This is a genomic window from Ramlibacter montanisoli (assembly GCF_013087525.1).
GTDB classification, from domain to species: Bacteria; Pseudomonadota; Gammaproteobacteria; order Burkholderiales; family Burkholderiaceae_C; genus Ramlibacter; species Ramlibacter montanisoli.
This window is the reverse complement of the sequence record NZ_JABFCS010000001.1, coordinates 3,373,457-3,394,809: the sequence shown is the minus strand read 5'-3', so window position 1 is coordinate 3,394,809 and position 21,353 is coordinate 3,373,457. Positions and strand designations below refer to the sequence as shown.

Sequence of the window (21,353 nt, the reverse complement as noted above, 5' to 3'; positions counted from 1 at the left end):
CGCCTGGCGCGTCACAGCGCCTTGAACACTTCCCGCGCCGCCTGCAACGTCTGCGCGATGTCCGCATCGGTGTGCGCCCAGCTCACGAAGCCTGCCTCGTACAGCGCCGGCGCGATGTACACGCCGCGATCGAGCAGGCCGTGGAACAGCTTGCCGAACTTCGGGGCGTCGCTCTTCATCACCGCCGGATAGTTCTGCGGCAGCTGCGGCAGCAGGAAGAAGCCGAACATGCCGCCCTCGCAATCGGCCGCGAAGGGCAGGCCCGCTTCGGACGCCGCGGACTTCAGGCCCTCGACCAGCGACTGCGTCTTCTTCGCCAGCGCCGGGAAGAACTCGGGACGCGCGATTTCCTTGAGCGTGGCCAGGCCGCAGGCCGTCGCCACCGGGTTGCCGGACAAGGTGCCGGCCTGGTACACCGGGCCCAGCGGAGCCAGCCGTTCCATCAGCGCGCGCGGGCCGCCGAAGGCCGCCAGCGGCATGCCGCCGCCGATCACCTTGCCCATGACGGTCATGTCGGGCGCGAAACCGGGAATCTGCCGCGCGTAGACGCTCTGCGCGCCGCCCAGCGCCACGCGGAAGCCGGTCATCACCTCGTCGAACACCAGCAGCGCGCCGTGTTGCGTGCACAGCTCGCGGCAGCGCTTCATGAAGGGCACGCTGGCGCGCACGAAGTTCATGTTGCCCGCGATCGCCTCGATGATCACGCAGGCGAGTTCCTTGCCGTGCGTGGCGAAGGCCTCTTCCAGCTGCTGGATGTTGTTGTACTCCAGCACCATGGTGTGCTGCACCACCTCGGGCGGCACGCCGGCGGAAGTCGGGTGGCCGAAGGTGGCCAGGCCGGAGCCGGCCTTCACCAGCAGCGCGTCGGCGTGGCCGTGGTAGCAGCCCTCGAACTTGATGATGCGGCTGCGGCCGGTGGCGCCGCGCGCCAGGCGGATCGCGCTCATCGCGGCTTCGGTGCCGGAGCTGACCAGGCGCACCATCTCCACCGAAGGCACGTGCCTGGCGATCTCCTCGGCCAGCTCGATCTCGCGCTCGGTCGGCGCGCCGTAGGAGAAGCCTTCCAGCACCGCCTGCTGCACCGCCTCCAGCACGCGCGGGTGGCCGTGGCCCAGGATCATGGGACCCCAGGAGCCGATGTAGTCGATGAACTTCTGGCCGTTGGCGTCCCAGAAGTAGGCGCCCTGCGCGCGCTGCACGAAGCGGGGCGTGCCGCCGACGGCGCGGAAGGCGCGCACGGGCGAGTTCACGCCGCCGGGGATCAGCGCGCGGGCGCGGTCGAACAGCTGCTGGTTCTTGTCAATGTTTGGTGTCATGGGCGGGAAGGTCGAAGGCAGGTGGGGCGCCGTTGTCGTCGCCGTCCTCGTCGTCGGCTTCCGCGGGCTGCGCCCAGAACATCCGGTCGGGGACGACGTGGCCCATGCCCGGGCGGAAGCCGCCGTCGAGGCAGCGGTCCAGGTAGGCCAGCGCTTCGCTGGCCGCGGCCGCCAGGTCGGCGCCACCGGCGACCAGGGCGGCGAGCGCCGCCGACAGCGTGTCGCCGGCACCGGCGAACACCGCGTCGAAGCGCTCGAACTTCTCGCTGGCCAGCACCGTCTGCGGCGTGGCCAGCACGTTCTCGACGAACTGGTCGGGCAGCGGCACGCCGGTCACCAGCGTGTAGGGCACGCCCATCTCCGAGGCGGCCTTGGCGAGGTCGCGCGCGGTGGGGCTGCGCTCGTTGTTCCAGTCCGGCAACAGCCAGCGCCAGAGCGTGCTGTGGTTTCCTACCAACACGGTTGTCTGGGGCAGCATCAGCTCGCGGAAGGCGTCTTCGTACAGGTCGGTCGGGCCTTCGTCCCACCACGAAAGCGAGGGCACGTACGAGATCACGGGCACGTCGGGATAGTCCGCGGCGATCTCCGCGATGGTGCTCAGGTTCTCGGGACTGCCGACGAAGCCGACCTTGATCACCTGCACCGGCACGTCCTCGAGGATCGTGCGCGCCTGCTCGGAGACCGCGTCCTCGTCGAAGGCGAAATGGTCGAACACCTCGCCGGTGTCGCGCACGTACGCGCCGGTGACGATGGGCAGCGGATGTGCGCCCACGGATGCGATCGCGGTGATGTCGGCGGCCAGTCCGCCGGCGCCGCTCGGGTCGCTCGCGTTGAACACCAGCACGCATGCGGGTCCCTGGTCCTCGCCTTCGGGTTCGGCGGGGAGGGTCTCGATAGGTGTGGAATTAGTCATGGCCCGGTGAATCTGCCTGGCGCGCCCTCGACTGAGCTTAATCAACCGGCCTAGATAGAATCGTTGCATTCTATTCGAAGGCCCCTTAAGCTGTGACTGAAAGCAAAACCTGGATGTGTCTGATTTGCGGGTGGATTTATGACGAATCCGCAGGCGCTCCGGAACATGGAATCGCCCCGGGAACACCCTGGGACCAAGTGCCCATGAACTGGACCTGCCCCGAATGCGGGGCACGCAAGGAAGACTTCGAGATGGTCCAGATCTGAAGCAACAAAAAACGCGGCGTTGGGACTCTTCCGAGGGATGCCGCACCTTGAGAAGTTACAAGTTGAGGAGCGCGTCAAGTGAGCACCACTGGATTGAAGGTGTTGGTGATCGATGACAGCAACACCATCCGGCGCAGTGCGGAGATCTTCCTGAAGCAGGGCGGCCACGAGGTGATGCTGGCCGAGGACGGCTTTGACGCCCTGTCCAAGGTCAACGACTACGAGCCCAACCTGATCTTCTGCGACATCCTGATGCCTCGCCTGGACGGCTACCAGACCTGCGCGATCATCAAGCGCAACGCCAAGTTCTCGTCGGTTCCCGTCGTCATGCTGTCCTCCAAGGACGGCGTCTTCGACAAGGCCCGCGGCCGCATGGTCGGCTCGCAGGACTACCTGACCAAACCCTTCACGAAAGACCAGCTGCTGCAGACGGTGCAGCAGTTCGGCACGGCGAAATAAAGGAGAGATGCCATGGCCATCCGCAAAGTGCTCGTTGTCGACGATTCCAAGACCGAGCTGATGTTCATGACGGACCTGCTGCAGAAGAACGGCTTTTCCGTCAAGACCGCCGAGAGCGCGGAGGACGCGTTCCGCCGCCTCGGCGAGGACAAGCCCGACCTGATCCTGATGGACGTGGTGATGCCCGGCCAGAACGGCTTCCAGCTGACGCGCGCCATCACGCGCGACCCGCTGTACGCCGACGTGCCGATCATCATGTGCACCAGCAAGAACCAGGAAACCGACCGGGTGTGGGGCATGCGCCAGGGCGCACGCGACTACATCACCAAACCGGTCGATGCCGCCGAACTCATGGCCAAGATCAAGGCCCTGGGTTGAACGGCGGCCGCTAGCAGTACCTTCCCATGGCCAACCGCGAAGCCCTCCGCGAGCTGCAAAGCCGGCTGGCCAGCCGGCTCCAGGCCGCCCGCACCGAGGGTGTGCAGGCGGGCTGGCTCGCCGTGGAGTCCGCCGGCAGCAAGTACCTGTTCCCGCTCAGCCAGGCCGGCGAGATCTTCCCGTACGCCGCCCCGCAGGCGGTGCCCTACACGCAGAACTGGTTCCTCGGCGTCGCCAACCTGCGCGGCGGCCTGTACGGCGTGGTCGACCTGGCCAGCTTCGTCAGCGGCCGCGCGCCGGCGCAACGCTCCGATGCCGGCCGCGCGGAGTCGCGCCTGGTGGCGCTGAACCAGCTGCTGGAAATCAACTGCGCCCTGCTGATCGACCGGCTCGCCGGCCTGCGCAACACGGACGCCTTCACGTCCTCCAGCGACGCCCCCGAGGGGGCGCCGGATTACTTCGGCAGCGGCTACACCGATGCCAGCGGCGCGTACTGGCAGGAAATCAACCTGCAGGCCCTGTCGCAACAACCGCAATTCCTGAGCATCAGCGCTTAGACCTCTCCCGAAGGCACCACCATGTCCGCGTCCTTTTCCCTGAAGAACCTGTTCGGCAAGAAGCCGTCCGACGAAGCCGATCCCTCGGTGACGCAGGAGCTCAGCCTCGGTGCCCCGGACCCGTCCACGGCCAGCATCGAGGCAGGCAGCACGCAGAACGAAAGCACGATCGGCGACGACTCGGTCACCGAGGAAGTGGACCAGGCGGAGCTGATCTCGGTACCGCTGCTCGGTCGGCGGACCACCGCGACCCACCAGCGGGTGCTGTTCACGCTGCTGTCCCTGTCCCTGGTGGTGCTGGGCTCGGTGGCCATCTTCGCGGTGAACCAGGCGGACAAGGTCGCGCAGCAGGTGGCCGGTACCGGTAACTCGCTGATGCAGTCGCAGCGCCTGGCCAAGTCGGTGTCGCAGGCCCTGATCGGTTCGCCGCAGGCCTTCCCGGACGTGAAGGAATCGGCCGTGGTGCTGGCGCAGACCGTGCGCGGCCTGCAGGCCGGCGACAGCAACCTGCGCCTGGCCCCGGTCTCGCAGGACCTGCAGGCCGACCTGGAAAAGATCATCCCGCTGATGCAGCGCGCCGAGAAGAACGCGCAGACCGTGCTGAACCAGCAGAAGATCCTGACGCAGGTGGGCACCGCCCTGCGCACCATCAACCGCCAGTCTTCCGACCTGCTGGAAATCGCCGAGACGGTGTCCTCGCTCAAGCTGCAGCAGAACGCCAACCCGGCCGAGATCTCCGCCGCCGGCCAGCTGGTGATGCTGACGCAGCGTATCGGCAAGTCCGCCAACGAATTCCTGACCATGGAAGGCGTGTCGCCCGAGGCCGTGTTCCTGCTGGGCAAGGACCTGAACTCCTTCAAGGAGATCGCGCAGGGCCTCATGGACGGCAGCCCGGAGCTGCGCCTGGCCGGCTCCAAGGACGAACAGACCCGTGAGCGCCTGGACGCGCTGCTGAAGCTGTACGAACAGACCCGCACGCAGGCAGGCGCCATCCTGGGCAACCTGCAGGGCCTGGTGTCCGCGCGCGAAGCGCAGGCATCGATCATTGCCGACTCCGAGCCGCTGCGCCGCTCGCTGGAAGACCTGCAGGGCAAGCTGTCCGCGCAGACCGGCCTGGGCCTCACCGCGCTGCTGTTCCTCGGCGGCGCCGCCCTGTTCGCCATCGCCTGCGCCTTCGGCCTCGCCTACGTGCAGCTGCAGGATTCGCGCTCGCGCCAGGAACGCGCCGAATCGCAGCGCCAGGAAGCCGAGCGCCAGGAGCAGGAAGCCAAGCGCGTGAACGACGCCAACCAGGCCGCCATTCTTCGCCTGATGAACGAACTGCAGTCGGTGGCCGAAGGCGACCTGACGCAGGAAGCGACCGTGACCGAGGACATCACCGGCGCCATCGCCGACTCGGTGAACTACACGGTGGAAGAACTTCGCCAGCTGGTGGGCGCCGTGCAGAACACGGCCACCAAGGTGGCGCAGACGACGGCGCAGGTGGAAAGCACCTCGACCGAACTGCTGGCGGCCTCGACCGAGCAGCTGCGCGAAATTCGCGAAACCGGCCAGTCGGTGCTGGACATGGCGGGCCGCATCAACACGGTGGCCGGCCAGGCGCAGGAATCGGCGCAGGTCGCGCGGCAATCCCTGAGGGCCGCCGAGTCGGGCCTGCAGGCCGTGCAGAACGCCATCGGCGGCATGAACGCCATCCGCGACCAGATCCAGGACACCTCCAAGCGGATCAAGCGGCTGGGCGAGTCCTCGCAGGAGATCGGCGAAATCACCGAACTGATTTCCGACATTACCGAACAGACGAACGTGCTGGCCCTGAACGCCGCCATCCAGGCCGCGTCGGCCGGTGAAGCGGGACGCGGCTTCTCGGTGGTGGCGGAGGAAGTGCAGCGCCTGGCCGAACGCTCCGCGGACGCCACGCGCCAGATCTCGGCGCTGGTGAAGGCGATTCAGACCGACACGCAGGACGCCGTGGCCGCCATGGAACGCTCGACGCAGGGCGTGGTGGAAGGGGCCAAGCTGTCGGACAACGCGGGTACGGCGCTGACCGAGATCGACCAGGTGTCGCGCCGGCTCGCCGAGCTGATCGAGCAGATCTCGCACTCCGCTTCCAAGGAAGCCGAATCGGCCAACGTGGTGGCCGGCAACATCCAGCACATTTTCGCGGTGACCGAGCAGACCGGTGAAGGCACCCGGTCGACGGCGCAGCAGGTTCGTGAACTGACCCGCATGGCCGAAGAACTGCGCCAGTCGGTGTCGCGGTTCAAGATCGCGTAACGGACGAGAGGGGGCAGCAGGCACGAGGCCCCCACGCAGCGCGCAGCAGACGGAACACTCAATGCAAGCAGCCCAAGAAATCGATCTGGCGCAAAACGACCTGGGCCCATTGGCCTGGGTGCTGGACGAACTGCGCAAGTCCCTCGAGTCCGCCTCGTCCGCGCTGCGCCGCTTCGTGCGCGACGCCGCGCAGGCCCGCGGGGAGGACCTCACCAACGTCGACAACGGCCACCTGCGCATCGCGCGCCAGCACATGCACCAGGCCGTGGGTGCGCTGGAGATGGTGGGGCTGGCGGCGCCGGCGCGCATCCTGCGCAGCATGGAAGCGGCGGCGCAGAAGTTCATCGAGCGTCCCGAGCTGTGCACCGAGGCGGCCGCCGCCAAGGTGGAACGCGCCGGCTTCGCGCTGACCGAATACCTCGAGGCCCTGCTGGGCGGCAAGAACGTGTCGCCGCTGTCGCTGTTCGTCCAGTACAAGGACGTGCAGGACCTCACCGGCGCCGACCGCATCCATCCCGCCGACCTGTGGGGCCTGGACTTCCGCTGGAACGACTTCCAGGCGCCGGTGCCCGCGCAGGCCCTCGCCTACGACCCCGCCGTGCGCTCTCGCATGGACCAGTCCGTGCTGCGCATCGTCAAGTCCGCCGACGCTGGCGCCGGCAAGGAACTCGCGCAGGTGAGCCTGGGCCTGGCCGGCTCGCAGGAAGCGCGCGAACCGCGCGTGTTCTGGAAGGTGGCCGCCGGCTACTTCGAGGCGATCGCGCTGGGCCTGCTGCCCGCCGACGTGTACGTCAAGCGCGCCGCCTCGCGCGTGCTGCTGCAGTACGCCTCGCTCGCCAAGGGCGACCTGAGCGTCTCCGACCGGCTGGCCGAGGACCTCGTGTTCTTCTGCGCGCAGGCGGTGCCCGCGGATCCGGCCGCCGCGCCGGCGCTGGTCGCGGTGCGCCAGGGCTACGGCCTCGCCAACTTCAAGCCGGTGGACTACGCCACCAGCCCCTTCGGCCGCTTCGACCCGCTGCTGCTGTCGCAGCTGCGCAAGCGCATCGCCGCCTGCAAGGAGACCTGGTCCGCGCTGTCGGGCGGCGAGGCGCACAAGGTCAAGGGCGTGGGCGACCAGTTCAACGCCCTGTGCGACACGCTGGTGAAGCTCTACCCCGCCAGCCAGCCGCTCACGCAGGCCCTGGCCGGGGCGATCGAGTCCGTCGTCAAGGGCAACAAGGCGCCGAGCGCCGAGCTCGGGATGGAAGTCGCGACCGCGGTTCTGTACCTGGAAGCCGCCTTCCAGGACCTGGATCCCAACGACCAGCAGCTGGCCGATCGCACCCAGCGCCTGGCCGAACGCCTGAAGAAGGTGGTGCAGGGCGGCCATCCCGAGCCGCTGGAGCACTGGGTCGAGGACCTGTACCGGCGCGTGAGCGACAAGCAGACCATGGGCAGCGTGGTCGGCGAACTGCGCGGCACCATGGGCGAGCTGGAAAAGCTGCTGGACCAGTTCTTCCGCAATCCTTCCGACAAGGGCCCGCTGCGCGACGCGCCGGGCTTCCTGGCGCAGATGCGCGGCGTGCTGTCGGTGCTGGGCCTGGACCAGGCCTCGCAGGCCGTCATGCGCATGCGCGAGACGGTCGAGAACATCATCACCACCGAAGTCGAGGAAGAGAAGGCGCGCGCCGCCGGCACCTTCGACAAGCTGGGCGTCAACCTCGGCGCTCTCGGTTTCCTGATCGACATGCTGAACTACCAGCCGACGCTGGCCAAGAAGCTGTTCGTCTGGGACGATGTGCACGGCGAACTCAAGCCGCTGATGGGCCGCGCGGACGTGCCCGCGGTGCCGCGCAACGAGGCGGCCGTCGCCGCAATGGAATTCACGCCGGTGGCCGCGCCGCAGGCGAAGCCCGCGCCCGCCGCCCCGGAACTGCCGGCCCTGGAATTGCCGTCGCTGGAGCTCACGCCCGCTGCCCCGGCCGCCGCGAGTGCACCGGTGGCCAAGCCGGCGGCACCAGTGGTCAAGCCGGTGGCCGCTCCCGCCCCCGCTGCGTCCGCTGCAGCGGACGACGACGACGGCGACGACGAACTGCGCGAGATCTTCCTGGAGGAAGCGCGCGAAGTGGTGGGCAACGGCCTGAACGCCCTGCAGGCGCTGGCCGAGAACCCCAAGGACGTGGCGGAGATGACCACGCTGCGCCGCGCCTTCCACACGCTCAAGGGCAGCTCCCGCATGGTGAAGCTGAACGAGTTCGGCGAGGCGGCTTGGTCGCTCGAGCAGGTGCTCAACACCTGGCTGGCCGACCAGAAGCCCGCCAGCGACGACCTGCGCGCGCTGTCGACCGAAGCCTTGAACGGCTTCGGCCGCTGGATCGCCGACATCGCCGCCGGCACCGACATGGCGTGGAAGGCCTCGATCTTCCGCGGCCCGGCCGAAGCCATGCGCACGGAACAGCGCCTGGTGGCGATCGCGCTGCCTGCCGAGGCCGCCCCCGCCGCCACCGAAGAGGCCGCACCGGTGCTGGAAGCGCCGGCGCAGGACGCCGCCATCCTGTCCACGCTGATGGCGCTGGACACCGGCGAAGGTCCGGTGGAAGAGATCACGCTGGGGGCTCCGGCGGAAGCGCCGGCGCTCGAACTCGATGCACCGGCGCTCGAGCTCGATGCACCGGACGCCGCCTTCACGCTCGACCTGGAAGCGCCTGCCGCTGCGCCGGCGGCCGACCTGCCGGTCTTCGAACTCGACCTGGAAGCGCCGCTCGCCGAGCCCGAGCTCGAACGCGCCGCCGCCACCGAAGCCGCCGAAATCAGCCTCGACGAGCTGCCGTCCGAATTCGCCGCCTTCGGCAACACCAGCGTCCTGCCCAAGGGCGAGGTGCCCAACGTGCGCCCGCCGTCCCAGGTCCCCGCCGCTTTCGCGCTGGACGGGGAACTGGAGGAGCACCTGGGGAACACGGCCATCCTGCCCCGGATGGACCTCGACGCCCCGATCCCGCCGCAGGCCGGCTTGCCCGAAGCGCCGGTGGAGATCGCCGGCATCGACTTCTCCAGCCTGTCCGCCGTGGCCGGCCCCGCCGCCGCGGGCGCGAGGGCCGCGATGCCGGAGATGCCGATGGCATCGCTGGACGACTTCACCTTCGAGATCGACCCGCAGCCCGCCGCCCCCGCGAAAGCGCTCAAGCCCGCCGCGGCGACCGAGCCCGTCGACGCCGCGCCGGCGCGCGACGAGCAGGTCAAGGTGATCGGCACGCTGCGCATCGGCATCCCGCTGTACAACGTGTACCTGAACGAGGCGGACGAGTGGTCGCGCCGCCTGGCCACCGAGGTCAGCGAGTGGGCGCTGGAGATGAACCAGCGCGTGCCCGATTCCACCGTGGGCTGGGCCCATGCGCTGGCCGGCAGCTCCGCCACCGTGGGCTTCCAGGCGCTGTCCGACATCGCCCGCGCGCTGGAAGGCGCGCTGCAGCACACGCAATCGCTGGCCAACGGCACGCCGCAGCACGCCCGCACCTTCACCGGCGCCGCCGAGGAAGTGCGCCGCCTGCTGCACCAGTTCGCCGCCGGTTTCCTGAAGGAACCCGATGCGCGCCTGCTGCAGGAACTGCATGCGCTGAAGGACGCCGAGGGCGAGCCGCGCGCCGACACGCCGGAGGAGATCTCGATCTCCGGCTTCGCCGACCTCGACTTCTCCGCCAGGCCCGCGCCGGCACCGGCCCGGCCGGTGGCGCAGACACCGATCGCCCGGCCCGCCACGCTGGTGCAGCCGGCCGCGCAGCGCGCCTCGCTGGTGAAGGTGGACCACGAGGAAGAACTCGACGTGGTCGACGCGATCGACCCCGACCTGTTCCCGATCTTCGAGGAAGAGGCCGCGGAACTGATGCCGGCCCTGGGCGGCGCGCTGCGCGCCTGGGCCAACCACCCGGGCCAGCGCGAGCCGCGCGACCAGGTGCTGCGCGCGCTGCACACGCTCAAGGGCAGCGCCCGCCTGGCCGGCGCGCTGCAGCTGGGCGAACTGGCGCACCGCATGGAGTCCGAGGTGGAATACCTCGGCCACGACGACATCCACGTCGCCGACATCGAGGCCCTGCTGCAACGCTTCGACAGCATGCAAGGCCGCTTCGACACGCTGCGGGCCACCGGCGGCTTCGCCCCGGCGGAAGCGCCGGTGGCCGCGCCGGCACCGTCCGCTGCGCCCGTGCAGGCCAAGGCGCCGGCGGCGCAGCCCGCGCCCGCCAGGCCGGTCGAGCCGATCCGCGTGCAGGAACAGGCGGCGGTGCAGCAGCCGCAGGCCGTGCCCACGGTGCACGTGGCGGCGTCCGCGCCCGCCATGCCCACGCGCACCGCGATCGCGATGCCGGTGCAGACCAGCGTCACCACCGCGCGCCAGTCCGCCAACCAGGCGGTGCGCGTGCGCTCGCAGTTGCTGGACCGCCTGGTCAGCCAGGCCGGCGAGGTGATGATCACCCGCTCGCGGCTGGAATCCGAACTCAAGCAACTGCGCGGCTCGCTCGGCGACCTCACCGGCAACCTGGACCGCCTGCGTTCGCAGCTGCGCGAGATCGAGGTGCAGGCCGAGTCGCAGATGCAGTCGCGCATGGCGCAGGCCAAGGACACCGCAGCGGGCTTCGACCCTCTGGAATTCGACCGCTTCACGCGCGTGCAGGAACTGACGCGGCTGATGGCCGAATCGGTGAACGACGTGGCGACCGTGCAGCGCAACATCCACCGCGTGGTGGAAGCGACCGAGGACGACCTGATCGCACAGGCCCGCCAGACCCGCGAGCTGCAGCGCGACCTGCTGCGCACGCGCATGGTGGAGTTCGAAGGCATCTCCGACCGCCTGTACCGCGTGGTGCGCCTGGCGGCCAAGGAAAGCGCCAAGCAGGTGAAGCTGGACATCGTCGGCGGCTCGATCGAAATGGACCGCGGCGTGCTGGACCGCATGACGCCGGCCTTCGAGCACCTGCTGCGCAACTGCGTGGCCCACGGCGTCGAAACGCCGGACCGGCGCGCCGCCGCGGGCAAGGACGCCAACGGCACCATCACCATCGTGGTGAAACAGGAAGGCAACGACGTCTCGGTGGAATTCCAGGACGACGGCGCCGGCCTCGACATCGTGCGCATCCGCGAGAAGGCGATCCAGCAGGGCCTGATCACGCCGCAGCAGCAGCTGACCGAGGGCGACGCCGCCAACCTGATCTTCCTGCCCGGTTTCTCCACCGCGCAGCAGGTGACCGAGCTGGCCGGCCGCGGCATCGGCATGGACGTGGTCCGCGCCGAGGTCAACGCGCTGGGCGGCCGCATCGAGACCACCACGCAGCAGGGCCGCGGGACGAGCTTCAAGCTGGTGCTGCCGCTGACCACCGCCGTCACGCAGGTCGTGATGGTGCGCTCGGGCAAGCTCGCCGTCGGCGTGCCGGCCAACCTGGTGGAACTGGTGCGCCGCGGCAGCCAGAAGGAAGTCCAGCAGGCCTACAACGCCGGCACCTTCGAGTTCGCCGGCGAGCAGCTGCCCTTCTTCTGGTCGGGCGCGCTGCTGCAGTCCTCCCCGCGCAGCAACGAGCCGCAGACCAAGACGCTGCCGGTCGTGATCTTCCGCTCCGCGGCGCAGCGCGTCGCGGTGCACGTGGACGAAGTGCTGGGCAACCAGGAAGTGGTGGTGAAGAACCTGGGGCCGCAGATGTCGCGCCTGCCGGGCCTCGCCGGCATGACGGTGCTGGCCTCCGGCGCCGTGGTGCTGATCTACAACCCGGTGGCGCTGGCGCAGGTGTACGGCGCGCAGGCCCGCGCGCTCGGCGCGGACCACGCGAGCCCCGACGTGCTGGGCGAAGGCGCGGTGCGCGTCATCACGCCCTCGGCCCCGGTTCCCGCGGCGCCCGCGGTGCCGCTGGTGCTGGTGGTGGACGACTCGATCACGGTGCGGCGCGTGACGCAGCGCCTGCTGACGCGCGAAGGCTACCGCGTGGCGCTGGCCGCCGACGGCCTGCAGGCCCTGGAGCGGCTGGCCGAGGAACTGCCTTCGGTGGTGCTGTCGGACATCGAGATGCCCCGCATGGACGGCTTCGACCTGGCCCGCAACATCCGCGGCGACGCGCGCCTGGCGCACCTGCCGATCGTGATGATCACCTCGCGCATCGCCGAGAAGCACCGCGAGCACGCCAAGGAGCTGGGCGTGAACCACTACCTGGGCAAGCCCTACTCGGAAGAGGAGCTGATGAGCCTGGTGAAGCATTACTGCACGCAGGCGGTGGCGGCGTAAGCGGCGTTGCCTGCGAAAAAAAGCGGCCTTCGGGCCGCTTTTTCCTTGGGGCTAGGACTTCACCACCGCATACCGCCGCAAGGTCTCCTCCCGCGCCTGCGCGTGATCGACGATCGGCAGCGGGTAGTCCTTCCCGAGCGTCACCCCCGCCGCCGCCAGGTCCATCGGCCGCGCAGTCCACGGCGCATGCAGCAACTTCGCCGGCAGCTTCGCCAGCTGCGGCAGGTAGCGCACGATGAACTTCCCCTGCGCGTCGAACTTCTCGCTCTGCGTCACCGGATTGAAGATCCGGAACCAGGCTGCGCGTCGCAGCCGGAGGAACTCGCCCACTGCCAGCCGCCGTTGTTCGACGCCAGCTCGTAGTCGTTCAGCTTCAGCGCGAAGTAGCGCTCGCCCAGCCGCCAGTCGATCCCCAGGTCCTTGCACAGGAAGCTGGCCGCCACCATGCGCAGCCGGTTGTGCATGTAGCCGGTGGTGTTCAGCTGCGCCATCGCCGCGTCCACCAGCGGATAACCTGTCCGGCCCTCGCACCAGGCGGCAAGGCGCTCTTCGGCGACATCACCCTGCACCCAGGCGATGCGGTCGTACTCGGGCCGGAAGCTCTTGCCGCGCCCGACCTGCGGGAAGTTGGCCAGCACCTGGAAATAGAACTCGCGCCACACCAGCTCCTTCAGCCAGGTGGCGGCGCCGCTGCCGGCGTGGCGGCGCGCCTGCGCCACCAGGTGCCGGATGGAGACCGTGCCGAAGCGCAGGTGCACGCCCAGGTAGCTCGGTCCCTTCACTGCGGGGAAGTCGCGCAGGGCGTCGTAGCGGTCCATGCGGCTGTCGAAGGACTGCAGGAGTTCCATCGCGCCGGCCGTGCCGGGCGCGATCTGCAGCGCGCGCAGGTTGGTCCGCTCGAAGCCCAAAGCCTCCAGCGAGGGAAGCTCGCTGGCAAACGCCTCGGGGCGCGCAGCGAGCCGTGCAGCCCACGGCTCGACCTCGTGCGGCCGCAGGTCCTCCTCATCCACCCGGGCCAGCCAGGAGCGGCTGTAGGGGGTGAACACGGAATAGGGCTTGCCGGCCTGCGTCAACACCTCGTCGCGGGCGAACACCGTGCTGTCCTTGAAGGTGTGCAGGGCGATGCCGGCCGCCGCCAGGCGCTGGCGCACCTGCGCGTCCCTTTCCAGGGCCGCCGGCTCGTCGTCCGCATTGGCGAACACCGCCTGCACGCCCAGGCGCAGCGCCAGCCGGGGATCTCCTCGGCGGCGACGCCGTCCAGCGCGATCAGGCCGCGCCCCGCACCGCCGAGCGCCCGCAACTCGCCGTCCAGCGCAGCCACCGAATCGCGGATGAACTCCACCCGTCTGTCGGACCGCGGGAGCGCGTCGAGGATGGAACGGTCGAAGAGGAAGGCGCAGTGCAGCGCGCCGTGGCGGCGCGCAGCGCCTGCGCCAGGGCAGCGTTGTCGGTCGCGCGGAGGTCGCGGCGGAACCACATCAGGGCCGCGGCATAGGTCGTGTCCATCCACTTAAAATCTAACCCATGTCCAACGAGGCGGATTCGATGAACCTGACGCACCACTTCCTGATAGCCATGCCGGGGCTGCAGGACGCGTCCTTCGCCCGCTCGGTGGTCTACCTGTGCGAGCACAGCCCGCGCGGGGCGCTCGGCCTGGTGATCAACAAGCCGACCGACATCAACCTGAAGAACCTGTTCGAGAAGGTCGACCTGCCGCTGGGCCGCGACGAGCTGGCCCGCACGCCGGTGCTGCAGGGCGGGCCGGTGCAGACCGAGCGCGGCTTCGTGCTGCACGAGGCGGTCCACGCAGAAGGCCAGGACGCCAACGAGTCGGTCTACGCCTCGACGATGACCATCCCCGGTGGCCTGGAGATGACCACCTCCAAGGACGTGCTGGAAGCGATTGCCAGCGGTTCCGGCCCCCGCAAGCTGCTGGTGACGCTGGGCTACTCGGCCTGGGGCGAAGGCCAGCTCGAGTCGGAACTGGCGGAAAACAGCTGGCTGACCGTGAGCGCCGACCCGGCCGTCATCTTCGACACGCCGATCGAGGAGCGCTACGAGAAGGCCCTGTCCCTGCTGGGCCTGCAGTCGTGGATGCTGTCCCCCGGAGCAGGACACGCATGAGCACCCCGGTGCCCGACGAAGTCCCCGCGCAGTTCCAGACCTTCCTCGCTTTCGATTTCGGTACCAAGCGCACCGGCGTGGCGGTGGGCAACCGCCTGCTGCGCACCGCGACGGCCCAGCCGACCATCCGCGCCGAAGGCAGCGACGCGCGCCTGGCGGAAGCGCAGGCGCGGGTGAAGGAATGGCAGCCCGACGCCCTGGTGGTGGGCGTGCCCTTCCACCCCGACGGCGCCAGCCACGACAATACGGCGCGCGCCCGCAAATTCGCCCGCCAGCTGCGCGGCCGCTGCGGCAAGCCGGTGTACGAGGTGGACGAGCGCTACAGCACCACCGAAGCGCTGGCCTCGGGGGCGCGCGATCCCGACGGTGCCGCGGCCTGCGTCATCCTGGAACAGTTCCTGAGGAGCCTGCCTTGAACCCCGCCCCTGCCAACGGCGCCCTGACCCTCGACGCCGAGGCCCTGTACCGCGAGCTGCTGCGCGGCGTGCAGCAGCTGCGCCGGCCCGACACGCGCCTGGTCGGCGTCACCTCCGGCGGCGCCTGGCTGGCCGAGCGCCTGCAGAAGGACCTGGGCCTGGCCGGCGAGCCGGGCGTCATCTCCTCCGCCATGCACCGCGACGACTACGCGCGCCGCGGCCTGGCCGCCACTGCCCAGACCCGGCTGGACTTCGACGTCAACGGCGCGCACATCCTGCTGCTCGACGACGTGCTCTACACCGGCCGCACCATCCGCGCCGTGCTCAACGAGCTGTTCGACTATGGGCGGCCCGCTGCCGTGGCGCTGGCCGTGCTGGTGGACCGCGGCGGCCGCGAGCTGCCGGTGCAGGCCGACTACGCCGCCGCGCGCGTCACGCTGCCGGCGACCCAGTCGCTCGCGCTGGCGCGCGATGGCCAGGGCCGCTTCAGCTTCCAGGTCGAGGGCGCGCACTGACATGCTCTACAAACGAAACCCGCAACTGAACAAGAACGGGGAGCTGCTCCACCTGCTCTCCATCGAGGGCCTGCCCCGGGACATCCTCACCCACATCCTCGACACCGCTTCCAACTTCGTGAGCGTGAGCGACCGCGAGGTGAAGAAGGTGCCGCTGCTGCGCGGCAAGAGCGTGTTCAACCTGTTCTTCGAGAACAGCACGCGGACCCGCACCACCTTCGAGATCGCGGCCACGCGCCTGTCGGCCGACGTGATCAACCTGGACATCGCGCGCTCCTCGGCCAGCAAGGGCGAGTCGCTGCTGGACACCATCGCCAACCTGTCGGCGATGGCGGCCGACATCTTCGTCGTGCGGCACAGCGAGTCGGGCGCGCCCTACCTGATCGCGCAGCACGTGGCGCCGCACGTGCACGTGGTCAACGCCGGCGACGGCCGCCATGCGCACCCCACGCAGGGGCTGCTGGACATGTACACCATCCGCCACTACAAGAAGGACTTCAGCAACCTCACGGTGGCGATCGTGGGCGACGTGCTGCACTCGCGCGTGGCGCGCTCCGACATCCACGCGCTCACCACGCTGGGCTGCGCAGAGGTGCGCGTGGTCGGGCCCAAGACGCTGGTGCCCGGCGACATGGCGCAGATGGGCGTGCGCGTCTTCCACACGCTGGAAGAGGGCATCAAGGGCTGCGACGTGATCATCATGCTGCGGCTGCAGAACGAGCGCATGAGCGGCGCGCTGCTGCCGTCCTCGCAGGAATTCTTCAAGCGCTACGGCCTCACGCCGGAGCGCCTCTCACGCCAAGCCCGATGCCATCGTGATGCACCCGGGGCCGATCAACCGCGGCGTGGAGATCGACTCCGCGGTCGTGGACGGCAAGCAGAGCGTGATCCTGCCGCAGGTGACATTCGGCATCGCGGTGCGCATGGCGGTCATGGGCATCGTCGCCGGCAACGTGCGGGAGGCGGCATGAAGATACTCGTGCGCAACGGCCGGGTGATCGACCCGGCCCGCAACTTCGACGAGATCTGCGACGTGGCGCTGGCCGCCGGCCGCGTGATCGGTGTCGGCACGGTGCCCGAGGGCTTCAGCGCCAACCGCGTGATCGACGCGCGCGGCTGCATCGTCGCCCCTGGCCTGGTGGACCTGGCGGCGCGCCTGCGCGAGCCGGGCCACGAGCACGAGGGCATGCTGGAAAGCGAGATGGCCGCGGCGGTGGCCGGCGGCGTCACCAGCCTGGTGTGCCCGCCCGACACCGACCCGGTGCTGGACGAGCCCGGCCTGGTGGACATGCTCAAGTTCCGCGCCGAGAAGCTGCACCAGGCGCGCGTGTTCCCGCTCGGTGCGCTCACGCGCGGCCTGGCCGGCGAAGTGCTGACCGAGATGGCGGAACTCACCGAGTCCGGCTGCGTCGGCTTCAGCCAGGCGGAAGTGCCGCTGCAGAACACGCAGGTGCTGCAGCGCGCGATGCAGTACGCCTCCACCTACGGCTACACGGTGTGGCTGCGGCCGCACGACCACTACCTGGGGCAGGGCGTCGCCGCGAGCGGGCCGCTGGCGACGCGCCTGGGCCTGTCCGGCATCCCGGTGGTGGCCGAGACGATCGCGCTGCACACCATCTTCGAGCTGATGCGCATGACCGGCGCGCGCGTGCACCTGTGCCGCATCAGCAGCGCGCGGGGCGTGGAGCTCGTGCGCCAGGCCAGGCAGGAAGGGCTGAAGCTCACCTGCGACGTCAGCATCAATTCGCTGCACCTGACCGACGTGGACATCGGCTACTTCGACAGCCGCATGCGCCTGGCGCCGCCGCTGCGCCAGCAGCGCGACCGCGATGCGCTGCGCGAGGCGCTGGCCGACGGCACCATCGACGCGCTGGTCTCGGACCACACGCCGGTGGACGAGGACGCCAAGACGCTGCCCTTCGCCGAGGCGGAAGCCGGCGCGACCGGGCTGGAGCTGCTGCTCGGTCTGGCGCTCAAGTGGGGCCAGGAAGACGGCATCGGCCTGCCGCGCGCGCTGGGCGTTCTCACCAGCGAGCCCGCGCGCGTGCTCGGTGCCTCGCTGGGAACGCTGCAGGCCAGCGCGGGCCAGCTGGTCGACGGCGGCGTGGCCGACCTGTGCATCTTCGACCTGCATGCGGCCTGGACGGTCACGCCCGATGCGCTGCGCAGCCAGGGCCGGCACACGCCCTTCGCCGGGCATGAACTGCCCGGCCAGGTGCGCTACACGATCGTCGGCGGCCAGGTCGCCTTCGAGCGCAAATGAACCGAGCCCCCACGCTTGTCACTTCGTGTACTGCGCTGCCCCCCAGGGGCGCAGCCGCCTTGGGGCGGCCCGGCGGCGGCTGGTGAGTTCCTGCTGCGCGCGTCCTGGCGGCTCCTTCGCGCGGTGCTCCACGCGCTGGCCGGCTGGCTCACCATCACCCTGCTGTTCCCGCGCTGGCCGCAGCAGCGGCGCGAGGCGACGGTGCAGGCCTGGGCCCAGCGCATGCTGCGCATCCTGGGCATTCCGCTGCACGTGCACGGCCACGCGCCGGCGCAGGGGCCGATGCTGCTGGTGGCCAACCACATCTCCTGGCTCGACATCCTGGTGATGCACGCGGCGCGCTACTGCCGCTTCGTGTCCAAGTCGGACGTGCGCCACTGGCCGCTGCTCGGCACGCTGGCCACCGGCGGCGGCACGCTCTACATCGAGCGCGAGAAGCGGCGCGATGCGATGCGGGTCGTGCACCACATGGCCGAGAGCCTGAAGGCCGGCGAGGTGGTGGCGGTGTTCCCCGAAGGCACGACGGGCGACGGCGTGACGCTGCTGCCCTTCCACGGCAACCTGGTGCAGGCCGCGATCTCGGCGCACGCGCCGGTGCAGCCGGTGGCGCTGTGCTTCGTGGACAGGGCCACGGGAAAGAACAGCGACGGGCCGCTCTACCTGGGCGACGATTCGCTGTTCACCTCGCTGTGGCGCACGCTGGCCGGTCGCCCGTTCTCGGCGCACGTGCGCTTCGGCGAGCCGCAGGAAGCGAACGGGCGGGACCGCAGGCAGTGGGCGGAGGACTTGCGGCGCGACGTGGAGCGCCTGCGCTCCTGAGCGGCTACACCGCGAACGACGCCATCGGCGGCGCCGCCGCGCCGCCTTCGCGCTCGAAGGTGACCACGTGGTCCACCTGCGCGCGGATGCCGATCCATTCGCCGACGTGGTGGTCGTGGTGGCTGGGCACGTGGGCCAGCAGCGTCTCGCCCGTCTTCAGCCGCAGCGTGTAGAGGAATTCCGAACCGCGGAAGGCCTTGCGCAGGATCTCCGCCTTCACCGGCGCGTCGTCGTCGTGCACGATGTCGTCGGCGCGCAGCAGCACCTCGCACTGGCCGTAGCCGAAGGCCGCCGGCAGCGGGCATTCCGCGCCGTCGGTGAGCGCGCCCAGCGCCGTGTGCACCACCACCTGGTTGCCCACGCGCCGCAGCGTCGCCGGCGCGAACACGCCGTGGCCGATGAAGTCGGCCACGAAGCGCGTGGCGGGCCGGTGGTACAGCGTGTACGCGTCGTCCCACTGGTGCAGGTGGCCCTCGTGCATGACGCCGATCACGTCGCCGATGGCGAAGGCTTCCAGCTGGTCGTGCGTGACGAACAAGGCGGTGGCCTTGGCCGCCTTGAGGATGCCGCGGATCTCGTGCGCCAGGCGCTCGCGCAGGTCGACGTCGAGGTTGGAGAAGGGTTCGTCCAGCAGCAGCAGCTGCGGGCGCGGCGCCAGCGCGCGCGCCAGGGCGACGCGCTGCTGCTGGCCGCCGGAGAGTTCGTGCGGCATGCGCTTCTCGCTGCCGCCCAGGCCGACCAGCTCCAGCACCTCCGCCACGCGCGCCTTGCGCTCGCCGCGCGAGACCGAGCGGGGCAGGCCGAAGGCGACATTGCGTTCCACGTCCAGGTGGGGGAACAGCGCGTAGTCCTGGAACACCATGCCGATCTGGCGGCGCTCCGGCGGCACGTGCGCGCCCGCGCCTTCCACGCGCTGGCCGGAGATGAAGATCTCGCCCGCGCTCGCCGGCTCCAGGCCGGCCACCGCGCGCAGCAGGGTGGTCTTGCCGCAGCCGGAAGGGCCGATCAGCACGCCGATGTCGCCGGCGCGCAGCCCCAGCGAAACGCCGTCGACCGCCGGCCGCACCCGGCCCGGGTAATGGACGCTCAGCTGCCGCAGCTCGATATGCATGAGGACGATTCTAGATGCATACAATTCTCATTCACTTGACCAAGGACAAGCGGGACGGAGTGGCCGCCGCTTAAGCTCATCCCTATGATCCTGCGCCGGCTGCGCGAGCTGCCGCTCCTGTTGCTCGCCGGCCTGCTGCTGCTGCCGGTGCTGGCCGTGCTCGGCTCCTGGCTGTCGTGGAACGCCACCAGCGGCCAGATCCTGCGCGAGATGGCGGGCACGGTGCTGCCCGACTATGCGGTGACCAGCCTGCTGCTCTGCCTGGCGGTGGGCATCGGCGCGGCCGTCGTCGGCACGGCCGCCGCTGCCGCCGTCACCCTGTTCGATTTCCCCGGCCGCCGCGCCTTCGAATGGGCGCTGCTGCTGCCGCTGGCCATGCCAGCCTACGTGGTCGCGTATGCCTATACCGACTTCCTGCAGTTCAGCGGGCCGCTGCAGGGCTGGATCCGCGGGCAGTCCGGCCTGGAGGGCCGTGTGTTCCCCGAGGTGCGCAACCTGCCGGGCGCGATCTTCGTGTTCGTGTTCTCGCTCTATCCCTATGTCTATTTGCTGGTGCGCACGGCCTTTGCCGAGCGTGCCGCGCAATTGATGGAAGCGGCCCGGCTGCTGGGCGCCTCGCTGGCCCGCCGCATCCGCACGGTCGCGCTGCCGCTGGCCCGGCCGGCGATCGCCGCCGGCGTGGCGCTGGCGCTGATGGAGACGCTGGCCGATTTCGGCGTGGCCAGCTACTTCGGCATCCAGACCTTCAGCACCGGCATCTACAAGGCCTGGCTGGCGATGGACAACCGCATCGCCGCCGCGCAACTGGCCACCGTGCTGCTGGTGGTGGTGGGCGTGCTCCTGGCCATGGAGGCGCGGGCGCAGAAACGCCTGCGCTTCACCGCCGGCCGCTCGCGCGGCGGCGCGGAAGCGCAGCCGGTGGTGCTGCGCGGCCGGGGCCGGCTGGCGGCGTGGACGGTGTGTGCGCTGCCGGTGCTGCTCGGCTTCGTGCTGCCGCTGGCGTTCATGCTGCGGCCCTTGGCGGCGGACTGGTCGGTGCTGCCCTGGGACCGCTTCCTGCAATGGTCCTTCAACAGCCTGCGGCTGGGCGCGATCAGCGCGGCGCTCGCGGTGCTGGTGGCGCTGCTGCTCGCCTACCGCTTGCGCCGCTCACCGGGCGGCCTCACGCGCGGCGTGGTGCAGCTCGCCGGCCTGGGCTACGCGGTGCCGGGCGCGGTGCTGGTGGTCGGCCTGCTGCTGCCGGTGGGCTGGCTGCAGGAGGCCTGGCCGCAAAGCGGCGTGGGCTACTGGATGACCGCCACCATCGTCGGCATCGTCTGGGCCTACCTGGTGCGCTTCGTCTCGGTCGCCCTGCAGTCGGTGCAAAGCGGCTACGCCCGCATTCCCGGCAGCCTGGACGACTCGGCGCGCATGCTGGGCACCAGCGGCGCCGCGCTGCTGGCGCGCGTGCACTGGCCGCTGCTCAAGCGCTCGGCGGCGGCCGCCGCGCTGCTGGTGTTCGTGGACGTGATGAAGGAGCTGCCGGCGACGCTGGTGCTGCGCCCGTTCAACAGCGACACGCTGGCCGTGGTGGCCTACCAGCTCGCGCGCGACGAGCGACTGGGCGAGGCCGCCCTGCCGTCGCTGGCGCTGGTGCTGGTGGGCCTGGTGCCGGTGATCCTCCTGAGCCGGACCCTGCGTTCGCCCGTGCGGACCTGAGCC

At 70.1% G+C, this 21,353-nt stretch carries 15 protein-coding genes and 2 pseudogenes; 13 read left to right on the top strand and 4 right to left on the bottom strand.

Translation table 11 applies throughout. The features are described 5' to 3' along the window. Window positions 1–11: 11 nt before the first annotated feature. The gene (hemL, locus tag HK415_RS16780) at window positions 12–1,316 is read right to left on the bottom strand and encodes a glutamate-1-semialdehyde 2,1-aminomutase (protein ID WP_171561246.1); all 1,305 of its coding nucleotides are present in this window, start codon (window positions 1,314–1,316) and stop codon (window positions 12–14) included. Then, complete coding sequence (gene thiD / locus HK415_RS16775; RefSeq protein WP_171561244.1) at window positions 1,300–2,229, bottom strand: bifunctional hydroxymethylpyrimidine kinase/phosphomethylpyrimidine kinase; 930 nt, start codon at window positions 2,227–2,229, stop codon at window positions 1,300–1,302. The genes hemL and thiD overlap by 17 nt, the downstream gene beginning before the upstream one ends. Window positions 2,230–2,321: 92 nt before the next feature. Between thiD and HK415_RS16770 the strand changes: the two genes are divergently transcribed. The 6 genes from HK415_RS16770 to HK415_RS16745 all read left to right on the top strand — a co-directional run bounded on the left by HK415_RS16770 (window position 2,322) and on the right by HK415_RS16745 (window position 12,404). Next, entirely contained in the window at window positions 2,322–2,495 is a 174-nt protein-coding gene (locus HK415_RS16770; protein WP_171561242.1) for a rubredoxin, read from the top strand. Window positions 2,496–2,573: 78 nt separating this feature from the next. Continuing rightward, window positions 2,574–2,954: a response regulator gene (locus tag HK415_RS16765; protein ID WP_171561239.1), complete on the top strand. Its 381-nt coding sequence runs from the start codon at window positions 2,574–2,576 to the stop codon at window positions 2,952–2,954. Between the two features lie 12 nt (window positions 2,955–2,966). Then, entirely contained in the window at window positions 2,967–3,332 is a 366-nt protein-coding gene (locus tag HK415_RS16760) for a response regulator transcription factor (protein ID WP_171561237.1), read from the top strand. Between the two features lie 26 nt (window positions 3,333–3,358). Continuing rightward, entirely contained in the window at window positions 3,359–3,889 is a 531-nt protein-coding gene (locus tag HK415_RS16755; RefSeq protein WP_171561235.1) for a chemotaxis protein CheW, read from the top strand. Between the two features lie 21 nt (window positions 3,890–3,910). After that, a complete protein-coding gene (locus HK415_RS16750) occupies window positions 3,911–6,163 on the top strand; it encodes a methyl-accepting chemotaxis protein (RefSeq protein ID WP_171561232.1) in 2,253 nt (750 codons plus the stop codon). Window positions 6,164–6,224: 61 nt separating this feature from the next. Continuing rightward, complete coding sequence (locus HK415_RS16745; protein WP_171561230.1) at window positions 6,225–12,404, top strand: hybrid sensor histidine kinase/response regulator; 6,180 nt, start codon at window positions 6,225–6,227, stop codon at window positions 12,402–12,404. A 51-nt stretch (window positions 12,405–12,455) separates the two neighbouring features. On the opposite strand, the pseudogene HK415_RS16740 reads toward HK415_RS16745, so the two are convergent. Beyond that, window positions 12,456–13,910, bottom strand: a pseudogene (locus HK415_RS16740) (cryptochrome/photolyase family protein). An 18-nt stretch (window positions 13,911–13,928) separates the two neighbouring features. Here HK415_RS16740 and HK415_RS16735 point away from each other — a divergent pair. The 6 genes and pseudogenes from HK415_RS16735 to HK415_RS16710 all read left to right on the top strand — a co-directional run bounded on the left by HK415_RS16735 (window position 13,929) and on the right by HK415_RS16710 (window position 18,541). Further along, on the top strand, window positions 13,929–14,528 hold the full coding sequence (locus tag HK415_RS16735; RefSeq protein ID WP_171561227.1) for a YqgE/AlgH family protein: 600 nt from the start codon (window positions 13,929–13,931) through the stop codon (window positions 14,526–14,528). After that, the gene (ruvX, locus tag HK415_RS16730) at window positions 14,525–14,944 is read left to right on the top strand and encodes a Holliday junction resolvase RuvX (protein WP_171561225.1); all 420 of its coding nucleotides are present in this window, start codon (window positions 14,525–14,527) and stop codon (window positions 14,942–14,944) included. The genes HK415_RS16735 and ruvX overlap by 4 nt, the downstream gene beginning before the upstream one ends. Beyond that, window positions 14,941–15,459 (top strand): bifunctional pyr operon transcriptional regulator/uracil phosphoribosyltransferase PyrR, encoded by a 519-nt coding sequence (gene pyrR, locus HK415_RS16725; RefSeq protein ID WP_171561222.1) that lies wholly within the window; start codon window positions 14,941–14,943, stop codon window positions 15,457–15,459. The genes ruvX and pyrR overlap by 4 nt, the downstream gene beginning before the upstream one ends. A 1-nt stretch (window position 15,460) precedes the next feature. Then, window positions 15,461–16,430 (top strand): annotated as a pseudogene (locus tag HK415_RS16720) (aspartate carbamoyltransferase catalytic subunit). Continuing rightward, window positions 16,427–17,722, top strand: a complete 1,296-nt coding sequence (locus tag HK415_RS16715) for a dihydroorotase (RefSeq protein WP_171561220.1) — start codon at window positions 16,427–16,429, stop codon at window positions 17,720–17,722. The pseudogene HK415_RS16720 and the gene HK415_RS16715 overlap by 4 nt, the downstream one beginning before the upstream one ends. 123 nt (window positions 17,723–17,845) lie before the next feature. Beyond that, the gene (locus HK415_RS16710) at window positions 17,846–18,541 is read left to right on the top strand and encodes a lysophospholipid acyltransferase family protein (protein WP_309246723.1); all 696 of its coding nucleotides are present in this window, start codon (window positions 17,846–17,848) and stop codon (window positions 18,539–18,541) included. A gap of 4 nt (window positions 18,542–18,545) precedes the next feature. On the opposite strand, the gene HK415_RS16705 is transcribed toward HK415_RS16710, so the two are convergent. Next, complete coding sequence (locus HK415_RS16705) at window positions 18,546–19,652, bottom strand: ABC transporter ATP-binding protein (protein WP_171561219.1); 1,107 nt, start codon at window positions 19,650–19,652, stop codon at window positions 18,546–18,548. An 84-nt stretch (window positions 19,653–19,736) separates the two neighbouring features. Between HK415_RS16705 and HK415_RS16700 the strand changes: the two genes are divergently transcribed. Further along, window positions 19,737–21,350: an ABC transporter permease gene (locus tag HK415_RS16700; RefSeq protein ID WP_171561218.1), complete on the top strand. Its 1,614-nt coding sequence runs from the start codon at window positions 19,737–19,739 to the stop codon at window positions 21,348–21,350. The last annotated feature ends 3 nt before the right edge of the window (window positions 21,351–21,353 follow it).